Origin of the sequence: Rhodococcus koreensis (assembly GCF_900105905.1) — a bacterium.
GTDB classification, from domain to species: domain Bacteria; phylum Actinomycetota; class Actinomycetes; order Mycobacteriales; family Mycobacteriaceae; genus Rhodococcus_F; species Rhodococcus_F koreensis.
This window is the reverse complement of the sequence record NZ_FNSV01000005.1, coordinates 670627-691916: the sequence shown is the minus strand read 5'-3', so window position 1 is coordinate 691916 and position 21290 is coordinate 670627. Positions and strand designations below refer to the sequence as shown.

At 66.5% G+C, this 21290-nt stretch carries 19 protein-coding genes and 3 pseudogenes; 8 read left to right on the top strand and 14 right to left on the bottom strand.

What is annotated here, in order from left to right; genetic code table 11:
* Window positions 1-181 precede the first annotated feature (181 nt).
* The 4 genes and pseudogenes from BLV94_RS07735 to BLV94_RS07720 all read right to left on the bottom strand — a co-directional run bounded on the left by BLV94_RS07735 (window position 182) and on the right by BLV94_RS07720 (window position 4947).
* A complete protein-coding gene (locus tag BLV94_RS07735) occupies window positions 182-325 on the bottom strand; it encodes a hypothetical protein (protein WP_244163550.1) in 144 nt (47 codons plus the stop codon).
* Between the two features lie 241 nt (window positions 326-566).
* Window positions 567-1450, bottom strand: a pseudogene (locus BLV94_RS07730) (universal stress protein).
* A pseudogene (locus BLV94_RS07725) lies at window positions 1447-3275 on the bottom strand (amino acid permease). The pseudogenes BLV94_RS07730 and BLV94_RS07725 overlap by 4 nt, the downstream one beginning before the upstream one ends.
* 646 nt (window positions 3276-3921) lie before the next feature.
* Window positions 3922-4947 carry a glutamate ABC transporter substrate-binding protein gene (locus tag BLV94_RS07720; RefSeq protein ID WP_072950170.1) on the bottom strand — a complete coding sequence of 342 codons (1026 nt, stop codon included), beginning with the start codon at window positions 4945-4947 and terminating at the stop codon, window positions 3922-3924.
* Window positions 4948-5143: 196 nt separating this feature from the next.
* Between BLV94_RS07720 and BLV94_RS07715 the strand changes: the two genes are divergently transcribed.
* The 4 genes from BLV94_RS07715 (at window position 5144) to BLV94_RS50710 (ending at window position 6937) form a co-directional block, all read left to right on the top strand.
* Window positions 5144-5449, top strand: a complete 306-nt coding sequence (locus tag BLV94_RS07715; RefSeq protein ID WP_072950215.1) for a hypothetical protein — start codon at window positions 5144-5146, stop codon at window positions 5447-5449.
* A 612-nt stretch (window positions 5450-6061) separates the two neighbouring features.
* Window positions 6062-6454, top strand: a complete 393-nt coding sequence (locus BLV94_RS49940; RefSeq protein WP_371851616.1) for a hypothetical protein — start codon at window positions 6062-6064, stop codon at window positions 6452-6454.
* Window positions 6455-6497: 43 nt separating this feature from the next.
* The gene (locus BLV94_RS50715; protein WP_244163548.1) at window positions 6498-6746 is read left to right on the top strand and encodes a hypothetical protein; all 249 of its coding nucleotides are present in this window, start codon (window positions 6498-6500) and stop codon (window positions 6744-6746) included.
* Window positions 6743-6937, top strand: a complete 195-nt coding sequence (locus BLV94_RS50710; RefSeq protein ID WP_244163547.1) for a hypothetical protein — start codon at window positions 6743-6745, stop codon at window positions 6935-6937. The genes BLV94_RS50715 and BLV94_RS50710 overlap by 4 nt, the downstream gene beginning before the upstream one ends.
* Window positions 6938-7300: 363 nt before the next feature.
* Here the strand turns inward: BLV94_RS50710 and BLV94_RS07695 are convergent, their stop codons facing one another.
* Together BLV94_RS07695 and BLV94_RS07690 are read right to left on the bottom strand one after the other, a co-directional pair.
* Entirely contained in the window at window positions 7301-7729 is a 429-nt protein-coding gene (locus BLV94_RS07695) for an AAA family ATPase (RefSeq protein WP_255315054.1), read from the bottom strand.
* A gap of 24 nt (window positions 7730-7753) precedes the next feature.
* On the bottom strand, window positions 7754-9022 hold the full coding sequence (locus BLV94_RS07690; RefSeq protein ID WP_072950175.1) for a hypothetical protein: 1269 nt from the start codon (window positions 9020-9022) through the stop codon (window positions 7754-7756).
* A 672-nt stretch (window positions 9023-9694) separates the two neighbouring features.
* Between BLV94_RS07690 and BLV94_RS07685 the strand changes: the two genes are divergently transcribed.
* The gene (locus tag BLV94_RS07685) at window positions 9695-10831 is read left to right on the top strand and encodes an NAD(P)/FAD-dependent oxidoreductase (protein WP_072950178.1); all 1137 of its coding nucleotides are present in this window, start codon (window positions 9695-9697) and stop codon (window positions 10829-10831) included.
* An 876-nt stretch (window positions 10832-11707) separates the two neighbouring features.
* Here BLV94_RS07685 and BLV94_RS07680 read toward each other — a convergent pair.
* The 4 genes from BLV94_RS07680 to BLV94_RS07665 form a co-directional block, all read right to left on the bottom strand.
* Window positions 11708-12073, bottom strand: coding sequence for a PAS domain-containing protein (locus BLV94_RS07680; protein WP_074933667.1), 366 nt, complete (start codon window positions 12071-12073; stop codon window positions 11708-11710).
* A gap of 28 nt (window positions 12074-12101) precedes the next feature.
* Complete coding sequence (locus BLV94_RS07675) at window positions 12102-12803, bottom strand: hypothetical protein (protein WP_244163546.1); 702 nt, start codon at window positions 12801-12803, stop codon at window positions 12102-12104.
* Window positions 12804-13455: 652 nt separating this feature from the next.
* On the bottom strand, window positions 13456-14103 hold the full coding sequence (gene phoU / locus BLV94_RS07670) for a phosphate signaling complex protein PhoU (RefSeq protein WP_072950220.1): 648 nt from the start codon (window positions 14101-14103) through the stop codon (window positions 13456-13458).
* Between the two features lie 77 nt (window positions 14104-14180).
* Window positions 14181-14549 (bottom strand): WhiB family transcriptional regulator, encoded by a 369-nt coding sequence (locus BLV94_RS07665; RefSeq protein ID WP_072950223.1) that lies wholly within the window; start codon window positions 14547-14549, stop codon window positions 14181-14183.
* Between the two features lie 552 nt (window positions 14550-15101).
* Here BLV94_RS07665 and BLV94_RS07660 point away from each other — a divergent pair.
* Window positions 15102-16379 carry an IS256 family transposase gene (locus BLV94_RS07660; RefSeq protein ID WP_072950184.1) on the top strand — a complete coding sequence of 426 codons (1278 nt, stop codon included), beginning with the start codon at window positions 15102-15104 and terminating at the stop codon, window positions 16377-16379.
* A 645-nt stretch (window positions 16380-17024) separates the two neighbouring features.
* Here BLV94_RS07660 and BLV94_RS50700 read toward each other — a convergent pair.
* From BLV94_RS50700 to BLV94_RS07645, 3 genes are all read right to left on the bottom strand, one after another.
* A complete protein-coding gene (locus BLV94_RS50700; RefSeq protein WP_244163545.1) occupies window positions 17025-17198 on the bottom strand; it encodes a recombinase family protein in 174 nt (57 codons plus the stop codon).
* A gap of 35 nt (window positions 17199-17233) precedes the next feature.
* A complete protein-coding gene (locus BLV94_RS07650) occupies window positions 17234-17602 on the bottom strand; it encodes a hypothetical protein (RefSeq protein WP_072950186.1) in 369 nt (122 codons plus the stop codon).
* Between the two features lie 142 nt (window positions 17603-17744).
* The gene (locus tag BLV94_RS07645) at window positions 17745-18350 is read right to left on the bottom strand and encodes a Clp protease N-terminal domain-containing protein (RefSeq protein WP_244163544.1); all 606 of its coding nucleotides are present in this window, start codon (window positions 18348-18350) and stop codon (window positions 17745-17747) included.
* Between the two features lie 525 nt (window positions 18351-18875).
* Here BLV94_RS07645 and BLV94_RS07635 point away from each other — a divergent pair.
* Together BLV94_RS07635 and BLV94_RS07625 are read left to right on the top strand one after the other, a co-directional pair.
* Window positions 18876-19142, top strand: a complete 267-nt coding sequence (locus tag BLV94_RS07635; RefSeq protein WP_072950191.1) for a hypothetical protein — start codon at window positions 18876-18878, stop codon at window positions 19140-19142.
* 729 nt (window positions 19143-19871) lie between these two features.
* Window positions 19872-20219, top strand: coding sequence for a histone-like nucleoid-structuring protein Lsr2 (locus tag BLV94_RS07625; protein ID WP_072950228.1), 348 nt, complete (start codon window positions 19872-19874; stop codon window positions 20217-20219).
* 27 nt (window positions 20220-20246) lie between these two features.
* On the opposite strand, the pseudogene BLV94_RS07620 reads toward BLV94_RS07625, so the two are convergent.
* A pseudogene (locus tag BLV94_RS07620) lies at window positions 20247-20399 on the bottom strand (WS/DGAT domain-containing protein); the annotation flags it as partial.
* Window positions 20400-21290: the final 891 nt, after the last annotated feature.

Sequence of the window (21290 nt, the reverse complement as noted above, 5' to 3'; positions counted from 1 at the left end):
ACTCACGGCCGCACACCGCGCCGGCGAAGAAGTGCAGCGAAGTTGAGATGGACGACGGTGCAATCGCCATGAGACAACGTCGGCCCCGCTGGTCACGGGCTGATCAGGTGAAGCCAGGTGTGAGTCCCTACACCGCGGTAGCTTTCTTACATCCGAACATGAAGTCCTGAACGCTTTTTCACTACATCAACAAAATGCCGTGACGGAACATCACCGTCTCGGAAGGGTGCACCACGATGTTGCCGCCGCGGTCGGCCGCATCCCCGTCCGCAACCTCCAGGCACAACACCAGGCGGGGATCCGTCGAGAGCACCACCAGCAGCAAATCCAGATCGTGGTGGTTCCTCACCCCGTGCCACGGCCTTCTTCCCTCCCCGCCGCCGACCGCAACACAGTCGAGCGCGCGACGCCAGCGCCTGGCCTTCGACGATGTGCAACCGGCCACCGGCCCTCAGAGGCGGAAGGGGACGGTCCCCCCACCGACCCAGGCGCGGCGACGTGCGTCTGTCCGTGTTCGGTCGTCATACTCCCGGCGTGCCCTGTGACAACATCCCCGGGAACTCGGGCTAGGGGTGGCGCCTCGGCACGATCATGGCCGGGACGGGGACGTGCCGTAGGATCTTCGAAGCCGCCGACCCGAGGAACACCTGGGCGCGTGGGCCTGCCGCGGCGGATCCGAGCAGCAGCAGCTCACCGGATTCCCAGGCGATGTCGCCGACCGCGTCCGGCCAGTCGGTGCCGGTCCCGAGCACGACGTCCGCGTCAGGGATCGAGATCGTGGAGCGGACCGCGTCGAGCTGTTTACGTGCCGACTGCAGGGTCTTGCGCGTCCACTGCTCGGTGACGAGATCCTCGGCGGAGCGGGCGATCGAGCCTCCGAACATCGTGGTCGGCCGCACGGTGAACGAGGCGATCCGCATCCGCACCCGCCACGGTTTGGCGAGTTCGGCGCCGGTCCTGATGAGTTCGGCTGCGTCCGCGGCGCCGCCGTAGGCCACCGTGAGCCGTTGCAGGGGAAGGGGAGTCGACGGGTAGCCGCGGGGAGCGATCGCGACCGCCACCTCGGCGGTGTGCACCAGGTGTTCGGTCACGCTGCCCAGGGCGATCCTGCCCAAAAGACCCGAGGACGAGGATCCGACGACGACGAGTTCGGCGAGGTGTTGTTCCGCCAACTCCATCAGTCCCCGCGGGATCGAGGTGGCGTGATGGATGACCGTGGTGATGTCGAGGTCACCGCATATCCGCCCCGCGACCTGCTCGAGCGATCGCTTCGCCCAGGTGGCGGCCAGGCCCGGTGCTGGTCTTCGAGCGGGTCGGCTCCGGCGGATAGCGAGCGTTCCACGGCGGCAGCGGCGTTGATCCTCTCGCTGGTGGTGCGGGCGAACTGTGCCGCGAGATGCAACGGTGCGCCGCCCTGCCGGCTCGCGCTGAACCCGGCGATGATCGTCATTGGACGAACGCCTCGACAGCCACCGGGATCGCGACCACGTGGGTCACGGGAATCTGGGGGTAGTCGTGACGGGCCCGGTCGACCACATCGAACCGATGCCAGACCGACATCTCCGGCGGCAGCGTCGCGATGACAATCAGATCCGGGCGGAAGGTGTCGACGGCGTTTGCGAGTGCCCGAAGCGGCCGGAAGTCACCGCGCGCGCCGTCGACGTCGAGGTTGTTCGACCGCAGTGTCGCCACCGTGTGGTCCAGCCTCGATTGCGCGGCCTGCTGGGTAGCCTCCCGCACGTCGACGGGCCCGTGGGTCGCGGCGGCGCCCGTCTCGATAGGGCTGTCCGGCACCACGACGAAGTAGCTCGCGGCTTGGTCGGCGCCGATGGTATGCAGCTCGGCGAGCAGCTCGGCGGAATCGGCGGTTTCATTGGCCAGCACCAGCACTCGGCGCGGATTGGGTTTCGCGACGGCTCCCTCGACTTCCGGGCGGCGGGCGATGAACCACTTGTTCGCGAGGTACAGCACGATCACGACCGCCCACGACAGCAGGCTCAGCACGAGCTGCGACCGCGAATCCTTCTCGATGCCCATCTGTGCCAGGATCGCCATGATCGCGACGACGGTGAAGATTGACAATGCCGGGAACATCCACATTTTCACTCGCAGGTGTTCGGACCCGCTGCGGTACCGCAGGGTGACCTGCGAGATGCCGATCAGGCAGTACACGAACAAGATGACGGCACCGCTGGAGTTGAGCAGGAAGGAGAAGACGGTGTCCGGCGAGACCGCGGCGGCGATGACGCAGAGGAACCCGACGATCGACGAGGCGAGGATCGCGATGGCGGGTACGCCGCGGCGGGTCACCTTGACCAACTGCTGCGGTGCCTCGCGGCGGGCGGCGAGTACGAAGAGCATGCGCGAGGCGGTGTACATGCCGGAGTTGAGGCAACTCAGCACCGCGGTCAGCACCACGGCGTTCATGATGTGGTCCGCGTACGGCAGGCCCATCTTGGTGAACGCGGCAACGAAGGGTGACGCCGCGACGGTGTCGTCGTTCCATGGCACGATCGTCACGAGCAGGAAGATGGACCCGACGTAGAACAGCGCGATGCGCGCGATGACCGAGTTCGCGGCCTTGGCGACCGCGCGTTCGGGATCCTTGGATTCGGCCGCGGCGATCGTGGCGACCTCGGCCCCGGTCATCGAGAAGATGACGGTGACGATGGCGGCCGTGATCGCCCATGCCCCGTTCGGGAAGAAGCCGCCGTGGGAGGCCAGGTTGGAGAAGTCCACCGACTTGCCCGGCCACAGGCCGAAGACGTAGGCGGCGCCGATGCCGAGGAACAGGATGATCGCGGTGACCTTGATGCCGGCGAACCAGAATTCGAACTCACCGAACGATGAGACGGAGAACAGGTTGGTCATCGTCATCGCCACCAGGAGGACGAGCGAGCACAGCCACAGCGGGATACCGGGTATCCAGTACTGGACGATCTTGGCCCCGGCGATCGCCTCGAATCCGACGATGATCACCCAGAAGTACCAGTAGAGCCAGCCGACGGAGAAGCCCGCCCAGCCGCCGAGGGCGTTTCGAGCGTAGTCGGCGAACGATCCGGTCGACGGGTGGGCCACCGCCATCTCGGCCAGCATGCGCATAACCATGATGACGAGAAAGCCGCACAGTGCGTACGGGATGAACGCGGCCGGTCCGGTCGCGTGGATCACCACGCCCGAGCCGACGAACAGACCTGCACCGATCACACCCCCGATGGCGATCATTCTCAGCTGCCGTTCGCTGAGCCCTTCTTCAACGCGGGTGCTGCACCCATAGCGCGATTCCTTCATCATCGAACCCGAGCGTGCATTCTGCGTTCCTCGGCGCAGAACGGGCAGTTCCGAGCAATGCGGCGACACCGGCGTCCCACTGAAATGCGTCTGATACATCAGTTGTCGACTACAGTGTATTGTGGATCACATTCGCAGGTCAAGGAATCGAGCACCTTGCGCGAAGCTTGTCCGGTTTGCCGGGTATGGATTGTCCGTTCGGAATTCACGGGACCTTTGGGCAACCCGGAACGGGCGCACATCAAATCTCAGTGATCGCGACTGGCCGTTCCGGCGTATCCGGTGCCCGGCTGTGGTTGTGCGAAGCCGCCGAGACCGGCAGCGGCACTGCCCGAGGCGACATCAACCCCGCTGGTTCGAGGGGTCGGCGGGGCAGCCCCGACTGACCGTCGATAACCCGGGTGCAACATCAATGAAGCCGGTCACGCCTTCCCCGGCGTCGGCGGCTTCATTTCCTCGTCGATTTCCTTTCCATGGACGCTTCGCAGTAAAGGGTCGTACCCGGTCAGGGTGACGGTGACGCCAGAGATCAGTGACCCACCTCGTTGGCATTTCAAGGGAGAGTGCGGATTCCGCTATTCGGCAACATCCACCGTTGCCGTCTGCGGCAATGCGAAGATTCGTTGCCGCTCAATCGCGATAGGTCGCCGGGGGTGGGCCCGCGACGGGTCCGAGCAGAGGGGCGAGCCATCGGTCGTAAATGCGCATCCAGGTGCCGTCCGCGCGGATGCGGTCGAGGGTGCCGTTGACGAACCGCACCAGGTCGTCCTTGTACTTGTTGACACCGATCGCCCAGTGCTCTTCTGACTCCAGTCGTGGCCCTACGATCTGAAAATGGGGGTCCTGGGACGCGAGCCCGGCCAGGATCGAGTCGGAGGTGCTGGTCGCGTCGGCTTGCCGTTTCTGCATGGTGACGAGGCAGTCGTCCCAATCGGGGACCGCGATGATCGTGGCATCCGGTGCGACGCGTTGGACGGTGCCAAGTGAGGTGGTGTCGATGAAGGTGCAGACCCGCTTTCCGGCCAGGTCCGCCGGCCCGGTGATGTCGGAACCCTGCGGAACGAGAATGCGTTGGAAGGCGCGGACGTACTCGGTGGAGAACCCGACGAGTTGGGCGCGGTCGCAGGTGATCGAGAAGCCGTGGATGACGACGTCGACGTCGTTGTGCTCGAGTGCGGAGAATCGGCCGGGGGAGTTGAGCAGCCGGAACTCGATCCTGGTCGGATCGCCGAAGACGTCCCGGGCGATCTCCCTCGCCAGGTCGATCTCGAACCCTTGCAGGGTGCCCGTGGTCGGGTCGCGGAAGCTGAAGAGGTTGGTGTTCTGGTCGACACCGACGATCAACCGGCCGCGTGCCGCGATCTCGGCGAGTGACCCACCGGGCGGCATCTGCCCGGGCGGGGGCTGCGGGCCGGGCCGCAGGCTCGCGAGCGCCCCGCACGACTCGGGGAGCGGTGGTTCCGGCGGCGGACTGTTTGTGGGCGGGATGATCTGTGCACCGTTCGTCATCGGACGTGTGGTGTAGGTGCCCGAGACCGTCGGAGTGAGGGGATCGGGTGTGGCGCAAGAAGCGAGGACGAGGATGCCGACGAGGATGCCGACGAGGTGCCGAGCACACGACCTCACCCCTGGTCTCGAAATCCTCACCTGTGTCATCAGCGGTATTTATTCAGTCGCGGCCAGATTCCATCCCCGATGGCGAATCTGCAGGATACGCCGGTAACCATGCTACCGATGGCCAGCCTCGACATCGATCGGTAGTCCTCAGTCGTGGCGTCGGTCGGGTCGCGTCCCGGGCCGGTCGGAGCTTATGCTCGATCTCGGGAGTCTCCGGGCGAAGAGGTGCATCAACATGGCCCGAAACAGTGGCAGCCGGCCGGTCGGTGGCCCGGCGTTGACGATCGGTGTCCGGGTGCTGGTCCGCAGGAGCACCGCGGCCGATCTCACCGGTGAGGTGGTCGAGGATTATGCGGCGGTGACCGACCCGGGCGGTGGTGGGCACGCGTGGGCGCCGGTGCATCGGTGGGCGGTCGCGCTTGACGACGGGCGGCTGGTCTTCGCCGACACCGAAGACCTGACCATCGATCCGAGCTCCTACCGCTCCGCCCCGAACCCGGATTCGACCGGGCGGACACCCGGCCGACACAGGGGAGAATGATAGGTGGTTGCCGCCGCCCGTGGATGCGTTCCGGCCTCAGGTTCGGGACACGGTTGCGCTACGCGTCCGGTGGAGACCATCGCGGATCGATGATCCGAGGACGTGGCGGTCAGTGCCGGTCCCAGCGCGCCGAGTGTGAACGTGCTTCATGGCCGGTTCTGAGTGACGTCAGACATCGTGTACATGAATGCCACTAGCGGTCAGTCGATTACATGAATGGCGCGGATGAGGTCCTGAAGGGGTGATCCGTTGACGTCGACCTCACCGCTTGGCATCTGCCGGGGCATGCCTGAATCGTGGCATAGCCGCACCGAATGTGTTTCTCGCCGGGTGTTGTTCGGAACTGTGGTTTCCGGCTTACCGTGTTTCGTGTGAGAGGTGACGAGGCTCGCGTGGTCGAGGCGTTCGCGGGGTGGTTGTCGTCTCAGGGGTGGACGGTGCGTACCGAGGTGGATTTCGTCGATATTGTTGCCGAGAAGAACGGTCGTCGGGTCTACGTCGAGGTCAAGGGTGTGACGACCGCGCCGGGGTTGGATGTCGATACCGCGATCGGGCAGCTCGTTCGGCGGATGCCGAGCGAGGCGGATCGGTCGGTGGCGTTTTGCGTTGGTCGTGCGGGACGAGCCGGGGTCGGTGGAGGCGGCGGTCGAGGTCGCCGATCCCGAGGTGACCTCGACCGGTGGCAACTGCTACGCCCTCACCGGCGACGCGGGTTACGCCCCCGACGGCCGATCGATCTACCTCCTCGCCACCACCAACGGCGATCCCGCACTGACGACCGGTGAACCCATTACGGGCTGGACCGTCGGCCTGTACGACACGCAGGGTGACTCGGTCGCCCTGGCACTGGGCGAAGCCAGCGTCGAGGCACTCGGCGACTCGCCCGACGCACTCGGCTGCGCGGTCACCCGCGCCCGCACGGCCCTGCACCAGTACACCGGCGGCGCACCGGCGGGGAGGGTCGCTCTCATCGGAGACCGGGGCGTGACCTGGATCCCCGCATAACCACCCACACCACACACCCCTCATCGAAGGAGAACGGAAAGCTATGTCGAAGAACATCTTCCAGGCCGGTGACCGCGTGATCATCGACCCCGTGGTCGCGAACAAGGACATGAACGGCCGCGTTTTCGAGGTGGTCCGCCGGCTGAAGGTGAACTACGAACTCACGCCACTCGACGGTGTCGGACCCGGAGTGCGGGCGCAACCGCAGGTGCTGGTGCCCGCCCCCGCGGAACTGCTGGCGAAGCCGACATCGCGGTCGCGCCGTTGTCGACCGGCTCCACGGTCCGGGTGAAGCGGGCCCGCAATATCGACCCGGAGACGCTGTTCGTGGTCCTGGCCAACGGCGCCAAGGTGAAGATCGCAGAACTGGGCGGCGAAGACGGCCGGTACTGGACTGTGCCGCGGACCGCGCTGGAGAAGGTGACGATCGACCTCGCCGCCGCCGCCGCCGCGGCCAGCGCCCAGGTGGCCGAAGCCCGCTAATTCGACGTCCGGCCGACACATCCTGACGGCCACATCCCGACCCGCCGAACAACGAGCGCACCGGGCAGCAACTATCTGCCCGGGGCGCTCCACCCAGAAGGAGAGAACGACCACCATGACCGAGCCCGAAAACCCACTTCCTCAGCTCGACCTCTTCACCTCGTGCACTATCCCCACCTGCGACTTCCCAGTCGTCGAACCCGGCGACGTGTGCACCGGATGTCAGGACGCGTTCGATGACATGCTGCGACCCCGACCCGCTGCGCCGTGCGTATCACCGCAGTTCGAGCCCACGCACTCCGCCGGCAACTCGGAGCCGAACAAGACGAGCCGGACCTCCAGCGCTGACGAGCGCACGCGGGCTCAGCGGTGATCTGTTGACCGGACTACCGGGCGACACGCGCGGCTCCTTCGGCACGGATGCCCTTTCGGATCGGTAGACATCACCTCGAACTCGGAGGAGGCGGTGTGCATGTTCGACAACGTAGAGCGGGATATCCGATCGATCAGGTTGCCACGATGGGGTCGCGTCGATCGCGCGGAGGGATCGGCGTCGGTGAAGTCGTCGGCGTTGAGCGCCAGGCCGAGCCGGTTCCAGTGGCGCTCGAGCACGAAGGCGAGGTCGTCATCGCTCAGCGGCCGGTATTGGTGGGCGAAGCCGATGCGGCTGTAGAGCTGGGGGTAGCGTTCCAGTCCGGGCATGCCGACCAGGATCAGGCCCAGGTGGTGGCGGTCGACGAAGTCCCGAAGCTGTTCGAGGCCGGTGGCTTTCAGGCGGTCGGCCTCGTCGATGATGAGCAGTTCGGTGTAGCCGCACTAGTTGGTGAATCTGAGCGTGTCTCCCCAGTTTCCGATTTCCCAGCTCCCGTTGTAGCCCGAGAACCCGTGGTCCGTCTTGGTTGCTGTTCCGCTTTTCTGATCGGGATTATCTGCCGTACCCGTGATCTCTGAGATCTGGATCCCGAATTGGGTGATCGAGCCCCACTGCTGTATTTGACTCTGCATCTGCTGGATGTCGCGTCCGGCACTATTGCCAGAGTCGGGCTGGATTGCCGCCTTGTATGCACGCGCTGACGTTTTTATTCCGTTAAAGTAGTCGAGGTAGCTTTGCTTAATGGGACCGTTCAGTTGATCGCACATCTTGTCGCACTGTGTGACTACGTTCTCGATGTCCAGGATTTCAAACACAACGTCCGCTACCGACATGACGACTGCGACAACCGCGATGAACTTGCCGACAGCATCCATGGCGCCAAAAGCGGTGGCGTCTACTTCCTCCACAGGAAGGCCGGCAGCTTCTGCTTGTGCCTTAATGGTGTCGTTCGCAATTTTCAATTTATAAAACATAATCGCGATGCACGCATTTTGGACCATGGATATCTCGGGCTTACCGGGGAAATTCCAACCCGCCAGAAAGTCCATGAATTTCTTGACGTCGGCATCAGTCTTTTGACTGAGATTCAGCGTATCCAAAGCATCGTAGACCGCGTTTATCTCGTCGCTGTTGTATAGACGCCGCGCGGACTCGGCGTACTGCTTGAATGTCCCAACATTCAACGTCGTGTTTCTCTGCACCTCCGCTAAGAATTGCAGTAGAAGGCCGCGACATGTTCGCGTGTCGAGGCCCACCGGAGCCTTGCTCGCAATCAGATTGTTGTTTTGCTTGTATTTAGCGACGTAATCACTCACCTGCGAGTTTTTGATTTGAGCGGAGATGTCAGCGTCGGCCGATGTCAGCTTATTGTTGAGGTCGGTGGACTTCGATGAAATAACTTTTTGCTGAATGATCTCGGCAGCTTCGAGAGCGGCGAACGCTGCCATCCCAAGTCCGAAAGACCAGATTGCAGCTACCGCGGCTCCGTCGGCGGCAATCTGGGTAGCGTCCTCCGCAACGGTCAGGTCACGCACCTCGCACGACAAGTCGTACAGCGTCGTGAATTCGGCGTTGACCGCCGTGTCTGAATCGAATTCTCCCAGATTTACAAAGAGAGCCTGCTCGGAAATAATGCCGTCGATGTTTTCCTCTGATTCGGTCTCCCAGGTAGACATGTAGTTCAAGTAGGTGATGAGGTCCGTGCTGCCCATGTGAGGTTGCCTTTCGAATCGACTCTTCAACCGACGTACACGCCGGCCGTCGTGAAGCTGTGGTCTTGCTGGACGTAGTGCGGTGGGGCCGCGGATTCCGGCGGGTAGATGGGTGGAAATCTAGGAACCTCAATCGTCCGCCGCTGATCGGCGAAAGGTCAAGACTGGTTGGTCCTGTTTGACAGGAGGTCCGAGCGTAGCGGCACGAATTCTGCATAGTTATACACTGCTTCGGATTGTCTCTCATTCGAGCAGTGTTGAGGCACCGCACCAGCGCCGAGGCGCTGCATCAGGGAGATAGGCACCGGCCATCGACTTCAACTTGCTTGAGACATCTGACCCTGCCATGCCGAGCATTGTTTGCATTCGAATTGATGTGGGTCACGGATCAGTGCGTCAGAAACGACCGATATCTTTAGTCGTCCACTCGAGTCCGTCGGTGGCCTGCAGATCTGCGTTGCGGACAATGTGTTCGACGGACCGATGCTCGGTGCGGAATCGGGTGGCCGCTAGTTCGGTGGTGCAACCGATGACCGATCGGCGTTCGGTGGTGTGCAGTCAGTGCGTCGACGGACTACGCGGGGCACCGCTCCGGGCGTCCTCGCGTCGGCATTGCCGCCGGGCGGGATCTCGATTCGCCCGCGACCGCCCCGACCGGGGAATACTGGGAACATGCGGACCGTGTTGATCCTCGGCGCCGGGTTCGGCGGGCTGGAGCTGGCCGCCTGCCTGTCGGAGTCGCTGGCCGGCGAGGTCCAGGTCGTGCTGATCGACCGGAACGACGCGTTCACCTTCGGCTTCTCCAAGATGGACATCCTGTTCCACGACCAGGCGCCCGAGGCGGTCCGAATTCCGTACGCCGACCTCACCCGGCCGGGTGTCGAGTTCCGCCGGGAGGCGGTGACCTCGATCGACCCACACACCCGGCGCGTGGTCACTGACCGGTCCGAATACCAGCCGGACATCCTCGTCGTCGCGCTCGGCGCCGACTACGACCCGGCCGCCACCCCGGGTTTCGTCGAGGACGGGCACGAGTACTACTCCATCGACGGGGCCTGCCGGTTGCGGGAGCGGCTCGAGAGCTTTACCGGCGGGACCGTGCTGCTCGCGATCCTCAGTGTCCCGTTCAAGTGCCCACCGGCACCCTATGAGGGCGCGATGCTCCTGCACGAGAAGCTGACCCGGCGTGGAGTCCGGGAGAGCACCCGTATCCATGTGCTCAGCCCGATGGACTCGCCGATCCCGGTGTCCGCGGACACCTCGTCCGCGCTCGTCGACGCGCTGGCCGACCGCGACATCGCGTACTCGCCGGGCCTGCGGGTGCACGCGCTGGACCCGGCCGCGCATGTGGCGGCCACCCGCACCGGTGACCTCGCCTACGACCTGTTCATCGGGATCCCGACGCATCGGGTGCCGGCGGTCGTCGAGGCATCGGGACTGACCGAGGGCGGCACCGACGGCTGGGTCGCCGTCGACCCGCGCACCCTCGCCACCCGGTACCCGGGGGTCTACGCGATCGGGGACTGCGCCGACGCGCCCGTTCCCCGGGCCGGCGTCTTCGCCGAGGACGCCGCCCGCACCGTCGCCGCCGGCATCGCCGCGCACCTGCACGGATCACCTGCGCCGGAGAAATACCGTGGCCGGGGCACCTGCTACATCGAGTTCGGGGACGGGCTGGTCGGCAAGGTGGATGCGGACTTCCTTTCCGGTCCTACCCCGGTCGCGCCGTTCTTCGGGCCCTCGGTCGAACTCGCCCGGGAGAAGGCGGAGTTCGCCGCCACCCGCCGCCGTCGCTGGTTCACCGGCTGACCAGCGCCACGATGTCGCCGCGCACATCGCCCGAAAAAGCTACCCGCATCACCCGCACGGCGAGATCCCTCCACAACGCACCATCGGCACCGAAACACCACGTGGGCTACATGAAAGACGCGGTATCGCCGACTACGGTTATCGACCGTTTCCGAGACACCGACCGCGGGACCGTGGCCGCACGGTCTCATGTCGGTCGCGCTGTGTACTCTGTGCGCAGTTCCGGGACTCCTCCCCCCATTCGATTCTCGGAACCCCCGCCCCGGCGTCACCCCCCGACGTCGGGGCATATTAATGCCCGGACTTTCGTCTGTATGCCCACCTTCGACGGCCGCGGTCCTTCGGCCCGGGCGAGGTCGCCTCCGGTGTCCCCCGGATCGAGCTCCGCTGTGCTGCGCCCTGCAAATGAGCCATTTGTTTCTCCTTCCGGCTTCCGAGTCTCGCCGGGCCGGTCCTGCGCGCAACCGCCGGCGCATGCGGCGGGCACAAGGGCTCCGAAGGCTTTTCTCCCTCCGCTTGGCTCCCTCCGAAAACTCTCCGGCCCGACGGTGGCACTGCGTCCCTGATCCCGGCGGACCTACCCCTTGCCCGAAGACGAAAAGAATTGGCGGGGCACGAGTTACGTCCGGGCTCGAGCGAAAGGTTACCGGTGGCGACGAACGAGGACGACTACCGGGAAGGCGACGACCAGGGCGCCGCGACCAATCGCTGTGCAGGCACGTTCTGCGGATGCGGCGACTTCGTGCGACATGAATCAGTGCGCGAACGGGGTATGAGGGATCGACATGACTACTGCACACCAGGGCACCGACACCGGCGCACCGACCTCCCGCGTGACCCCGTCCGTCAAAGCCCGGCCACCGCATTGCTGGACTGCTACCGGCTCCTGCAGACGGTGGCGGCCGACTCGTGCAGGTCACCGTGCTTGTCGCTAAGGGTGGAGACGGACACCGGGATCGGCGCCCCGGTGCCGAAGTGCCGCAGCTCGCTGGTCCCCTCCCAGTGCCCGTCGCGGGTCAGGGCGGCCTCTACCGCGGGGGTCTGGGCCAGCCCGGCGTCGGTGAGGAATTCGGCGGTGGTCCGGGCGCGGGCGTCCGTGTCGTCGCGCAGGCCCACCAACCGGATTCCCGCCGGGTTGAGAGACAGGATGCGGCCGGAGGCGAAGTCCGACACCATCACCAGGTCCGTGGCCCGCTCGAACACCGACCGCCACAGGTCGGGGCCCTGCGACTCGAACACCATTGCACCCCCTCCCCGTGGCCCGCGCTGCTCATCGGACCGTGGGTTCCGGCCCGGGGCCCGATGGTCGGGTCGTCGGATACGACCGCGGGCCTCCACCCGCGGTGGGGGGTGTCGCCGCCGCGATCGACAGATCCGTGACGAGCCCGAGGAAGGCGCGTGCATAGGGTGAGTCGGCGGTGGTGTCGGCGACGGCCGGCCAGTCGACCCGTTCGCCCAGGGCCCGGGCGAGCTGCACCATCGGCACGAAGTCGCACCGATGCGTGCCGAGTTCGTGAAGTTTGTCGGTCATCAGATCGGTGGCAGCGATCACCGGGGCCGCGGCGCTCCCGATCTGCACCGATGAGGCCCGGTCCAGCAGACGCCCGGTGACCGCGACGGAGTGCGGGCGACCGAACACCAGCTCGACCGGGGTGTCGCCGTCATAGACCGTGTTCAGCCGGTCCTCGCGTCGCCCGGCGGCCCGCATTCCGGCGGTGGCCAAGGCCTCGGCTGCGCGCTGCGTATCGTCTGGTGTGAGGACGATGGTCACGTCCTGCTCGGCGGGTGGCCCGCCGAGCAGGTGTGCGGCGCAGTCGCCGGCCACGGCGAACCGGATCCCATTGGCCGAGAGGAGCTTCACCACCCGTACCAGGGTTTGCTGTAGCTCCTCCTCCCGAGCATCCGTCGCCCGGGGGTCGGGGAACTCGCTCGACCGCGGTGGATGCCGGTGGGGTTGCTGTTCGGTGACCATGGAGCGGGCGTACCCGATCCCGATGCGATGAACCCTCCCACCCCCTCCCGGCACGAGCCCGCAGGTGTCGCACCGACGGCGGAGGCTCGCTCGACCTACCGGCGGCCGGACGGAACGACCCGACGGCGCACGGCCGGCAGACCAGTGATCTCCGCCGTCGCCGGGATCACCTGTCGCGGAGCTTCGGTTCACGCGGGAAGGGGGCCGCCGCCGGCGGCGTTCCCGGACACGACCGGCTAGGAGCTAGGGCGGGATCCTCCACCGTGCTGTGCGTGATCCACGAGCGACATCGCCGTCATCTTTGTCCGACGTTGTGCCGCGTGCCGAGGCGGAAGGGTGGCGAACGTCCCCGAGTACTGAACACCGGGAAGTCACGGGACATGCCCCAGACAGGGGTTCGGCCGGGAATGCTTTCGCATTCTCGGCCGGATCTCTGCTTCTCGAGTTTTTCACCGTTACCGATGAAGTCTCTCGATCCGCGAATCTCAATCTACGCGCGCCCCGCGGCCCACCGCAATGCCGCGGATCGACTCGTCACCGGTGCTGCTGCCGACGAGGTTGCGGCGGGCGGGCGGGTCGGACATCTCGGGTGTCCGCCGCAGGGCGCCCCGCCCGCGGACACCACCACCGCGCCTCCCGAGTGTGTGTCCGTCTATGGGCTCAGCTGTTCGCCGGTGACGAGGAAGATCACCCGGCGCCCGACCACGACGGTGTGGTCGCCGAAGCGTTCATAGAAGCGCCCGAGCAGGGTGACATCGACCGCGGCGGTGATGCTGCCGGTCCAGGCCGGGTCCTGGATCAGGGTGAGCAGTCGCCGGTGCAGGTCGTCGAGCTCGTCGTCGCGCCTGCCGAGCTCCGCGGCCAGCTCGGGATCATGCGTGCGGAGGACCTGTTCGGCGCCTCGGGCCAACTCGCCCGCCACCCGCCCCATCCGGGCGAGCAATTCCTCCGCCTCCCCGGAGGCGACGTGGTCGGGGTGCCGGCGGCGCACGCTCTCGGCGACGTGTTGCGCCAGCCCGCCCATTCGGCTCAGATCCGACACGAGATGCACCCCGGTGACGACCTGGCGCAGGTCCCGGGCCACCGGGGCCTGCAACGCCAACAGCGCCAGCGCCTGCTCCTCGCACGGACCGTGTAACTGCTCGATCTGCTCGGTGAGGTCGAACACCAGCTCCGCCTGCGGAAGGTCCGCCCGCACGAGGGAGTCGGTGGCCACCTCGATGGCCTCCCCGGCCAGATGGCACATCGACGCCAGCCGGTCGGTCAGGTCGTCGAGCTGCTCGTGAAACTTCATCCGCATACGCATCATCATCGTGCACTCCGCCGGTCGCCGGGCCTCCGCGCTCGTCCCGAATGGTTACCAGAAGGCCGTTAGTGCTAGGTACCAGGAGCCGCGTCCCCGGTTCCGCCGGACTCCGGTCGCGCGTGCCGCGGCGTGAGAGGCCGGTACTCGCCGCGGCGTAGCCGGCGGGCGTGCCGTCTGCGGTCGGTCTCGGTCATGCCGCCCCAGATTCCGTAGGGTTCGCCCGTGGCCAGGGCGTGGTCGCGGCACCGGCTGAGCACGGGGCAGTCCTCGCAGATCCGCCGGGCCCGTTCTTCGCGTCGGGCCCGGGCCTGACCGCGTTCCCCGTCCGGAGAGAAGAACACCGACGATTCGATGCCGCGGCACGCGGCGTCCTCCCGCCAGACCCCGGCACCGGGGGCGGTCCCCTCGGTGGGCGGCAGCGATGAGGGTCCTACGGACAGCACTGTGGTTCCTTCCGTTCCCACGCAGCGGAGCCGTCGAGACGGATCCGCCACCTCGGGAATGTTTCTTCTATCGGCGTCGGGTATCGGTTACGACTCGTTTCAGATAACAAAACCGAATACCCTGTTTGTGAGGTATACCGGAGAAGCCGATGTCGGCGCCACCCGGTTGCATGTCCAACGTCCGTCCACACGCTGCGACGCAACCCCATCGTGCGATCGGAGGCGGGGCCGAGGTCGATTGCCGACGCGGTGCGGGCGCACAACGCGTTGTCGGTCGTTGCGCGGCAAGATTTCGTTGCGTGGCAGCACCCGGTGCACGAATCCAAATTTTGCTGGTGGAGATCCATTGTTCGAATGCTGCTTATTCGTTTCAGTGAGGTCGGGCCTTCACGAAGCCGGCGACGCAAGATTGTTCTGTTTGAGTCCCCTCGGGTGGTGTAAATCCGGAAGGCCCGAGGGTGACCGGGCGTGTCGGTCCCTCATGAGGACGGGCCACCGCGTGAGGCTCTGTGAGAAACCGACCAAAGTTTCCACGAGAGGAGCCACGCGATGGCCCTGGACCAGTCTGCCCTACTCGCCCTGACCGAGTCACTGCGCACCGCCGACGGCGGCGACGTGATGCGGACATTGCTGACCACGATCCTGCAGGCACTGATCGAGGCCGAGACCACCGCCCGCATCGGCGCCGACCGCTACCAACGCACCGACGAGCGCACCACCAGCCGCAACGGCACCCGAACGAAGACGGTCACCACCACCAGCGGCGACCTGGACGTCAAGATCGCCAAGCTGCGGTCCGGATCGTTCTTCCCGTCGCTGCTCGAGCCCCGCCGGCGCGTCGACCGTGCACTGCACGCGGTGATCATGGAGGCCTACGTGCACGGGGTGTCGACCCGCAAGGTCGACGACCTCGTCACCGCTCTCGGATCGGACACCGGAATCTCCAAGTCCGAGGTCTCGCGGATCTGCGCCGACCTGGACGAGGAGGTGACCGCCTTCAACACCCGTGAGCTGGGCGGACAGGAGTTTCCGTACGTGTTCCTCGACGCCACCTACTGCAAGGCCCGTGCCGGTGGCAGGCGCGGAGGGCGAGGAGCTGCGGTGGTCTCACAGGCGGTGGTGATCGCCACCGGAGTGGCCGCCGACGGGCGACGCGAGGTCCTGGGCTGCGCGGTCGGGGACAGCGAGACCGAGGCGTTCTGGGCCGAGTTCCTGCGGAGTCTGCGCGCACGCGGCCTGCATGGGGTTCAGCTGGTCATCTCCGACCACCACAGCGGTCTACGGGCTGCGATCGACACCGTGCTGCTCGGGGTGGCGTGGCAGAGGTGTCGGGTGCACTTCCTGCGCAACGTTCTCGCCCGTGTCCCCAAGGGGCAGGCGGAGATGGTCGCCGCCGCCATCCGCACCATCTTCAGCCAACCCACCGGGAAAGATGTGCGGCAACAGGTGGACACCGTCGCGGCCATGCTCGAACCCCAGTTTCCCGCGGTGGCAACGATGTTGACCGACTGCAAGGAGCAGATCACCGCGTTCGCGGACTTCCCCAAACCGCACTGGTGCAAGGTGTGGTCGACCAACCCCCTCGAACGCCTCAATCGGGAGGTCAAGCGCCGCACCGACGTGGTGGGGATCTTCCCCAACCCCGCGGCGCTGCTCCGGTTGGCGACCTGTGTGCTCATCGAAACCCACGAGGAATGGCAGGTCGGTGACCGCCGCTACCTATCCGAGGAATCGATGGCACAACTGCGCGCCCCCGAGCCGGAATCCTCGGCCGGGCACGCCGACATCCCCGCGAAGAAGGAGGAATCCACCGCCCTTACGGTATGATCACCGCAATCACAGCGCCACGCGCTCAACGATTTACACCACTCCACGGGGCTCTATCGATGTTCTTCCAATCTGCGGGCAGAGCAGGGTCGGAGTGGTGGCCCATTCGGCGGCGATGAGCCACCGTTGAACCCGCTCGGGTAAGCACCTCCGGCTGCGGGAGTTCAGCGAGTGCATCGGTGCGAATGAGACCGTCGCCACATGGTGCAGGCGATGTCGAATGCCTGTTGGTCGGGTTCGCAATGGCGGCACTGACTTTGACTGATCAGGTGACCGGAACCGTGCGGGTCCGGACGGAGCCAGATGACGGCGAGGTCGGCGCGTTGATGGACGGCCTCGGCCCGAGTGGTCGGCTCGTGTCCGCACGTGGGGGGCACGATCGGGAGGTTCGCGCGATTGCGGCAGTCGCTGCGACCTCCGTGACCTGCAGCGTGTCCGCCCCGTTGCGGGGTCGCTTGTTCAGGTGCCCGTACATGGCGGTGCGCGGCACTTTCAGCATGCCGGAGATCTGCGCGACGTTGTGTTCCCCGGCATCGTAAAGGCGTTGCGCGAGTTCGATCTGGTCGGGGCTGAGTTTTCGAGTGCCGTCCACCCTTGCGGCCGCGGGCACGGGCGGCGGCCAGCCCGTCGCGAGTGTTCGCCAGATCAGCTCGCGCTGGAACTCGACAGCATCGACCGTCCGAGCCGGTCCAGCCGGGTGATCACCAGGACGTCGTCATCGCGCAGCCGCTGCAGGACCAGATCGAATTGGGGTCGTGACGCTTTGACCCCGCCCGCGTGGTCGACGTGGGTGTTCTCGGCGGCGCCGGCGCAGCGCATCCGATTTCCGTCACATGCCTCGGTCCCGGGGGCTGTTACCGGGGTGGGAGGGTCGTCGAGTTGCCGGGTGGGTGGGTAGCGCGGCGGCGTTCGCGGAAGCGTGCCCGGTGGTGTTCCATCACGACTTCGGATTCGGTGTGGATGCTACTGGGGTGGCGGGCGATCGCGTCTCGAAAGGCGCTGCGTCGACGGAGGAGGGTGGCACGGACCGTCGCCGTGTCGTCGGCCAGCAGGTACACCGCGGCACTGTCGCAGTCGCGGAGGAACTGCCCGTACGCCCGCCGCACCGGCGCGTCCTCGTCGAAGATCACCGGCAGCACCACGTCGTCGACCAGGCGGAACGGGAAACGAACAAGTCGATAGGCGGCCCGCATCAGCGCTCGCACCCGGGCGCCCGGTCCCATGCTCCGATCGTAACGCCGGCCCGGGCTCCGGTGACGCCGTCACAGGGGCCGAATCCCGACGGGCCGGCCTCACCGCAGTGGAAATTGGTGCCGAGGACCCGCAGCGGCGTCCGGGCGCGCGGTCTCGCCCGAGGCGCAGGCCCTATTCGGTACCCGCGCCGCCGGCACGGGCCGCGTCGAGGATCCGGTCTCGCATCCACGCCTCGAGGGGCTGGCCCGCCGCGGCGGCCGCGGCTACACACAAGGCATGTTCGGCGTCGGTCAACCTGAGGTTGGTGACGTGTGTCGGCCATGGCCCCAGCTCGGCGGTGAGCCGGTGCTCGGTGACTTCTCGGAGGATGTGCTGACGCAGTTGGTCGGCGTCCACCGGTAGGACCTCGCCGAGCAACCGTGCGCCGGTGGATTCGCGGTCGTCGATGAGGGCGAGGAGGATCTGTTCGGTGCCGATGCGGTCGTGGCCGAGCAGGGAAGTTTCCCGCAGGCTGTGTTCGAGGATCCGTTTGGCGTGCCGGGTGAACGGGATGTGCTCGGGTCGGGCTTGCTCGCCGTGACCGGTGGTGAGTCGGCTGTCGATGACGGTCGCCGACACGCCGAACGATTTCAGCGCTCGCGCCGCCGCGCCGTCACGTTCGCGGAGGAGGCCCAGCAGGAGGTGCTCGGTTCCGAGATAGTCCTGGTGGTGGGCCCGGGCCGCGTCGGAAGCCAGGACGACGGTGCGCCGCGCTTGGTCGGTAAACCTCTCGAACACCGTTGCTCCCCTCGGATCGGCCGCTGCCTGCGGGTACCTCATTCCCCCGTTGTTTACACCCACTGCAGGCCCGGGCGGGCGTCTTCCTCGCCCAGGAGAAGCCGGAGCCTGCAGAAGAGGTGTCCGAGGCTCTGATCCGACTCCTCGAGGGTGAGACCATTCTCCTCTGCGACAGCGAGGACCGACCGGCGGCGGCGAGGGGATCGCGCCCGGAGAGCCTTGGGCGGCATCGGCATCGGATTCCGATGCCGTTCTGGTGCGGGTCGTGGATCAGGGTCCGGGTGCCGCGGACGGTGCGGTCGAGTCCGGGAGGGCGGTGCGCTGATGCTCATCGGCACCCTGCCGCGGCCGCGGGATGCTCCGGCAACCCGCCGAGCGAGCAATGGGAGCCGCCGTTGGCCGGGGCGCAATCACCCGAGCCCGGATCGTTGTCGATCGCTCAGCCCCTTGGCAGCGCCTCGCATGGGGTTTCGTCGGTGAGGTGCTTATGATCCAGACGGGTAGCCGAGCGGAAGGCGCAGACCGATGCCCGAGAAGAAGGATCACAGTCCGAGCCCCGAACCCGGGCCGCTCGGCGCGGGCGCGCGGGTGCTGGTGCGCCGGCCGGCTGTGCCGGCGCAGACCGGTCGGATCATCGAGGATTACGCCGAGCTGACCGACACCGAGGAGCGCGGGCATGCCTGGGCGCCGGTGCACCGGTGGGCTATCGCCCTCGACGACGGTCGCCGCCTGGTCTTCGCCGACACCGACGACCTCACCGCCGACCCGAGCACGCCAGGATCCGCCGGGTAGACCGACCCCGGCCGGTGGACGAAGCAGCCGGAGACCGTGCCCCGGGGACCGACCGAACTGGGTTACGTCACCGCCACGCTGCCGGTGAAGACGAACGGCGCCGTGCCACCGAAGCAGGAGACGGTCGCGGTTCCCGTCGCGAAACCGCCGAGCTTTCCCGCGGTCCCCGGGCCCGAACGCTCCGGCGACTGCTGGCGGTGCCGGGTCGTCCGATTCGTCTGCTGGTCGGACGCCCGAGCGCCTTGGATGGGGCTGGGCCGCACTACGCCGGCGGAACCCCTGCACGGGGGAGTGGCAGTGTGCACAGGCGGAGGTGGACACAGGGGGTTGCGGCAGCCCTCCGTGTATCCGGCCCGTCGGATGCCGATGATGCCGCACAGGTAGGCCGTGAGTGCTTCTGCGGCTGCATGGGTCGGTCATCGGTCGGCGGCGATCGGAGGGGCGGTACGGCGACCGACGCTCGAATGCATCACAGTGACGAAAGCGGCGAGGGGTCGCGTGCGTTGGGGATCGCCTGGCAAAAAGTCGGGTTGGTGCCGTTGATGAGGATCCTCGAAGGATTCCGGCGGCGGCCGCTCGCAAACGATGGCAGGGCGCCGTGCGACGACGAGACTGATCGCCGACATTTTGGTGCGAAGCAATCTTAGCTAGCGTAGCTAGCAGCGATGCGTTGTGCGGCGCGAGTACTGTTGTTTCGTCATCGTATCGATGACGGTGGGAGTGAAATCCGTGGCGCGCAGGGCTGTGGTGGAGTTGGTGGACGATATCGACGGGACCGTGTTCGGCGACGCGGGGGAGAGCATTCACTACGCGGTTGATCGGGTCGAGTACGAGATCGACCTGAAGGACGAGCACGCCAAGGAGTTCCGCGGCGCCCTCGACTACTACATCGCGCACTCCCGGAGGGTCGGAGGCAGGAAGCACCGCTCGAATCGGGTCGCGGACCCGAGCGGGTCGACTCCGGGGACGGGCGAGGTCAAGATGATCCGGGAGTGGGCGAGAGGACACGGCTACGAGATGCCCTCCCGGGGCCGGATTCGCGCCGATATCGTCCAAGCCTTCCGCGACGCCCACTGACACCGCATCGCCCGTCCGAGCGGGCGGCCCGAGGGCGCTCATCGCGAGCACCGGGGCGGGACTCATCGCCTGGAGGGCGGCCTTGCCCTCGTTCATGCAGTTGCGGACGGTCTCGAGGCGGTGCGCGGGGTCGGGGAGGTGGGTGGCCGGGTTGCGCGCAAGCACTCCCGCCCGATTGCCTCGGCGTGGTCTGGGTCAAGCGGCCTCACTACCAGGACAACGATGGCCAACACCGCGAACCCGCACCGCTTCCCACCTTGTGGGCCCTGGCGTTGGTAGTCGTCACTGCGATCGTCTCCGCGATGGGAACCGGACTCGCGACGCTACTGGCTGGGCTGACTTCGGCCCACGCCGTCCTGCCGGGAGGCGCCGCATTCGCATCGTCGATGATGGTGGGCCCGGCAGTGCTCAGGTTGGTGAAGGAGCAGCCGTAGACAGGTGTCAGTGCACCGCAACTCCGTGGCGGAGAGCCCGTCGGCTGCGGTGTTGATGGTCAGGACGGAGCCGAATTATGTTCCGCCGCATCGGATGTGGTTCCGGCAGGCGGGTGGGGGTCGCAACCCGGAGGTGCCCGCCCGGATCGCCGGGTGCGGTAACCGCGTCCGTTCCGAGGCGACCGGCGGACGGACGTACACGTCGGCATGGGCGGTTCGAACCTTGGTGCACGGCGCCCAGTGCACGGCGTTGCCGTCGCAACCCGGTGACCGCCGCCGCGTATCTGGTCGACGGCGCCACCACCTCCGGCATGGGCGGGGAGCGGGCCTACGCCCCGGTCACTGTGGCCCGGTGAGTGAGGCGTTCGGATATCACCACCGCACCACCGGTTGCTGCGCTCCGGCTCCACCCGCCCCGTGCGCGGGTGCTGTTGCATCCAGCCCGCTGGGTCCTCGCTTTCCCGTGTCACGTGACCAACCCTGGCGAGAGGACGATAAGCATCAATACCGTCCGAATGGTCTCCTTCTTTGGGATGGCCGCGCACCTCGAAGTCGTTCCGTGGAAAGGATGCCCGCAAAAGCGAGAACGCGTGCGGCCTACCACGATGGTCTCGGGTCGTTCCGGTCCGCGACTCTT

Bases quoted from the DNA above. Each gene is read 5' to 3' on its own strand.
- BLV94_RS07715 (WP_072950215.1), top strand. From the start codon at position 5,144: ATGGCCCGAAACAGTGGCAGCCGGCCGGTCGGTGGCCCGGCGTTGACG.
- BLV94_RS07685 (WP_072950178.1), top strand. From the start codon at position 9,695: ATGCGGACCGTGTTGATCCTCGGCGCCGGGTTCGGCGGGCTGGAGCTG.
- BLV94_RS07675 (WP_244163546.1), bottom strand. From the start codon at position 12,803: ATGGTCACCGAACAGCAACCCCACCGGCATCCACCGCGGTCGAGCGAG.
- BLV94_RS07635 (WP_072950191.1), top strand. From the start codon at position 18,876: ATGCCCGAGAAGAAGGATCACAGTCCGAGCCCCGAACCCGGGCCGCTC.
- BLV94_RS07720 (WP_072950170.1), bottom strand. From the start codon at position 4,947: ATGACACAGGTGAGGATTTCGAGACCAGGGGTGAGGTCGTGTGCTCGG.
- BLV94_RS07680 (WP_074933667.1), bottom strand. From the start codon at position 12,073: ATGGTGTTCGAGTCGCAGGGCCCCGACCTGTGGCGGTCGGTGTTCGAG.
- BLV94_RS50700 (WP_244163545.1), bottom strand. From the start codon at position 17,198: ATGCGCTGCGCCGGCGCCGCCGAGAACACCCACGTCGACCACGCGGGC.
- BLV94_RS07660 (WP_072950184.1), top strand. From the start codon at position 15,102: ATGGCCCTGGACCAGTCTGCCCTACTCGCCCTGACCGAGTCACTGCGC.
- BLV94_RS50715 (WP_244163548.1), top strand. From the start codon at position 6,498: ATGTCGAAGAACATCTTCCAGGCCGGTGACCGCGTGATCATCGACCCC.
- phoU (WP_072950220.1), bottom strand. From the start codon at position 14,103: ATGCGGATGAAGTTTCACGAGCAGCTCGACGACCTGACCGACCGGCTG.
- BLV94_RS07690 (WP_072950175.1), bottom strand. From the start codon at position 9,022: ATGGGCAGCACGGACCTCATCACCTACTTGAACTACATGTCTACCTGG.
- BLV94_RS07650 (WP_072950186.1), bottom strand. From the start codon at position 17,602: ATGGGACCGGGCGCCCGGGTGCGAGCGCTGATGCGGGCCGCCTATCGA.